This is a genomic window from Pseudescherichia vulneris (assembly GCF_902164725.1).
Classification (GTDB): Bacteria; Pseudomonadota; Gammaproteobacteria; order Enterobacterales; family Enterobacteriaceae; genus Pseudescherichia; species Pseudescherichia vulneris.
In genome coordinates this window covers 2123629-2126840 of sequence record NZ_LR607338.1, presented here as the reverse complement: position 1 = coordinate 2126840, position 3212 = coordinate 2123629, and the positions used below count along the sequence as shown (strand labels likewise).

The 3212-nt window shown below is 63.7% G+C and carries 4 protein-coding genes; all 4 read right to left on the bottom strand.

All coding sequences use genetic code 11. The annotated features are described in order from the left end of the window. Window positions 1–13: 13 nt before the first annotated feature. Window positions 14–427: a proofreading thioesterase EntH gene (gene entH, locus FN633_RS09120; protein ID WP_154057505.1), complete on the bottom strand. Its 414-nt coding sequence runs from the start codon at window positions 425–427 to the stop codon at window positions 14–16. 2 nt (window positions 428–429) lie between these two features. Beyond that, window positions 430–1176: a 2,3-dihydro-2,3-dihydroxybenzoate dehydrogenase EntA gene (gene entA, locus FN633_RS09115; RefSeq protein ID WP_154058878.1), complete on the bottom strand. Its 747-nt coding sequence runs from the start codon at window positions 1174–1176 to the stop codon at window positions 430–432. A gap of 8 nt (window positions 1177–1184) precedes the next feature. After that, on the bottom strand, window positions 1185–2036 hold the full coding sequence (locus FN633_RS09110; protein WP_154057504.1) for an isochorismatase: 852 nt from the start codon (window positions 2034–2036) through the stop codon (window positions 1185–1187). Between the two features lie 14 nt (window positions 2037–2050). Next, window positions 2051–3212, bottom strand: a 1162-nt coding sequence (locus FN633_RS09105) for an AMP-binding protein (protein ID WP_243731494.1), incomplete at its 5' end; no start/stop codon positions are given.

Sequence of the window (3212 nt, the reverse complement as noted above, 5' to 3'; positions counted from 1 at the left end):
CGCCGGGCCTGGATTAGCCTAAGACCGCCGTGCTCAGACGGCAGGTGCAGCAGCGTCGGCCCTGCTCGTCAAATATCGTAATCTCCCAGCTCTGGCTCTGGCGGCTGAGGTGCAGCGGCTGGCAGACTCCGCGCACTTTCCCCTGCGATACCGGGCGGTGGTGAGTGGCATTCAGCTCGGTGCCCACCACGCACTGGCCATCGCGGGTCATCAGATAGCCCGCCATCGAGCCGAGGGTTTCGGCCAGCGCCGCCGAGGCTCCGCCGTGCAGCAGGCCAAACGGCTGATGGGTGCGGGCGTCGACGGGCATCTCCGCTTCCAGCAGGTCGTCGTCCAGCCGGGTATAGACAATCCCCAGATGGGCGACCAGGGTGTTGCTGCTGGTGGCATTGAGTTCCTCAAGGGTGAGATGACGTTTCCAGATCATATTCATGCTCCCAACGTCGAGCCGCCATCGACCACGATGTCCTGCAACGTGATATGGCTAGCGAGATCGGAGGCGAGGAACAGAATAGTATTGGCGATCTCCTGCGGGCGAGCGATCTTGCCCAGCGGAATACCCAGCTTGAACTGCTCACCAAAGCCGCGAATGCGCTGCTGCTCGGCGTCCGGGCTGGCCCACAGCGTACGCTGCATATCGGTGTCGGTGGAGCCAGGTGAGACGACGTTGCACCGCACGCCGCTGGTCGCCAGCTCCAGCCCTACGGTCAGGGCAAGGCTCTTCAGCGCCGCCTTCGACGCACCGTAGACGCTCATGCCGATGCGCGGCGTATGAGCGGCATCGGAGGCGACGGTGACAATCGCCCCGCCCCGCTGGGCGCGGAACTGGGCCATGGTCTGCTGGAAGAGATTAAACGCGCCGCCGACGTTGACCGCCAGCGTCTGCTGCCAGTCGTCAAGCGACAGCTGGTCGGTGGCCCCCATGCGGAGGATCCCCGCCGCGTTCACCAGCACGTCGAGGCTCGGGGTGGCGGCCAGCAGGCGCTGGCACACCGCCGCCACCTGTTCGGCGTTGGCAATATCCAGCGTCTCACAGGCGAAGGGATAGTCGGCCTGGCTGAAGTCACGATCGAAGCCCGTGACCTGCGCCCCCGCCTCGACAAAGGCCAGCGCCGTCGCGTAGCCGATGCCCTTCCCTGCGCCGGTGACCCACACCGTCTTGCCGCTAAAATCCAGTCCGGCCACTATTTCACCTCGCGGGAGAGCAGCGTCCACCAGGCATCAATGGTGGGATTTTTCGCCAGCATGACAAAATCGATATCGCCATAGACCTTGCGCCAGCGCGCGGCCAGGGCCATCATCCGCACCGAATCGAGGCCGTAGTCAATCAGGTTCTCATCATCCATCGGCTCGTCGGACTCATCGAGCAGGGGCAGCACCACGGCACGCAGCGCCGCCTTGCTGACCGGCACCGGGAGCAGATCCTCGGTCATCACTACTCGTCCGGAACGCCCGGCCACGTAGTTGAGGGCCATCAGGTGCTCGTCGCGGCTAAAGTCCGCCAGCGCGTCGGCCACCATAAAAGGCTTAATGTCGCGCATAAAGGCGTCGGTGGCGGTGGTCATGCAGCCGATGTGGGCATAGACGCCGGTTATCAGAAGCTGGTTGCGCCCGCTCTCTTTCAGCATCTGCTCCAGCGGCGAGCGGTGGAAGGCGCTGTAGCGCCATTTCACCAGCACGGTGTCGTTCTCGTCCGGGGCCAGGGCGGCAACCACCTGCTGCTCTTCCGGCTTGCGGGTCAGGCCCGGCCCCCACATGTCGTTCAGCAGAGCGCGATCTTCATCGCTCTGCTCTTTCGGCTGGGCGGTGTAGTAGACCGGAATGTTGTGCTGCTTGCAGAATGCACGCAGAGCGGCGATGTTCGCCACCACCTGGGCCATCATCGGGCAATTTTCGCCCCAGAAGTTGATAAAATAGTCTTGCATATCATGAATTAACAGCGCAGCGCGCTCAGGCTCAAAGGCCCAGCTGACTTTGTTCTGCGGGATCTCGGTGGCCGCAGGCAGCGCATAGCCGGTTAATTTTGGGATTGCCATACTTCTCTCCTTTGTTACGCCTGTGACCGTTCGGCCAGCCGCAGGCGCAGCTCTCTCTTATCGACCTTGCCGACCGGCGTCAGCGGCAGCGCATCCACGCACTCCACGCGATCGGGCAGTTTAAATTCGGCGACGCCCTGCTCGCGCAGGAAACGGCGGATCTCCACGGCGCGCACCGGCTGGGATACCACCAGATACGCACAGCTCTTCTCGCCGAGCAGGCTATCTTCCATGCTCACCAGCGCGGCATGGATAATGGCCGGATGGCGCAGGAGCAGGTTCTCTATCTCTTCGGCGGCGATCTTCTCGCCCCCACGGTTAATCTGATCCTTTTCGCGCCCCTGGACGGTGATGTAGCCCGCGTCGTCGATAGCGATCAGATCCCCGGAGCAGTAAAAACCGTTCTCGTCGAAGGCGCTGGCGTTGTGCTGCGGGCTGTTGAAGTAGCCGCGGAAGGTGTATGGCCCGCGCGTCATCAGGCGGCCCACCTCGCCGCGCGGGAGTGGGTTGCCGTCGGCGTCCGCCACCCACACTTCGTCATCCGGGCTCATCGGGCAGCCCTGGGTATTGTTGATGCGCTCAAGGCTGTCATCGAGACGGGTATAGTTCACCAGCCCCTCCGCCATGCCAAACACCTGCTGGAGCTGGCAGCCGATCTCTGCGGGAATACGTGCGGCGAGGGTGGCGGAGAGCCGCGCGCCACCGACCTGTAGCAGCGTGAGCGAGGCCAGCTGGGCGTTGCTGCCCCACTCATGGATCGCCTGTAGCCAGAGGCTAACAGCGGGCGGCACCAGCGCGGTCACGTTGATTTGGTGCTTCTCAATCAGTGGGAAGCAGAGCGTGGCGCTGGGATCGGCGGCAAGCACGACGCAGCCTTCGGCCAGGAAGACGCCAAGCGCGCCAGGGGAGCTCAGCGGGTAGTTGTGCGCCGCTGGCAGGGCGCAGAGGTAGCGCGTCCGGTTATCGAAACGGCAGATCTCATTGCTGCGACGAATGCTGTAATAGTAATCGTTATGGGTGCGCGGGATCAGCTTCGGCGTGCCGGTGCTGCCGCCGGAGAGCTGGAAGAACGCCACCTCATCGGCAGGCGTCGGTGCATTCACCGCGTGCTCTGCTGGACGGTCGATGGCCGCCGCCAGGGCATGCTCGCCGTCCTCGTTGCGCAGTAAAACCACG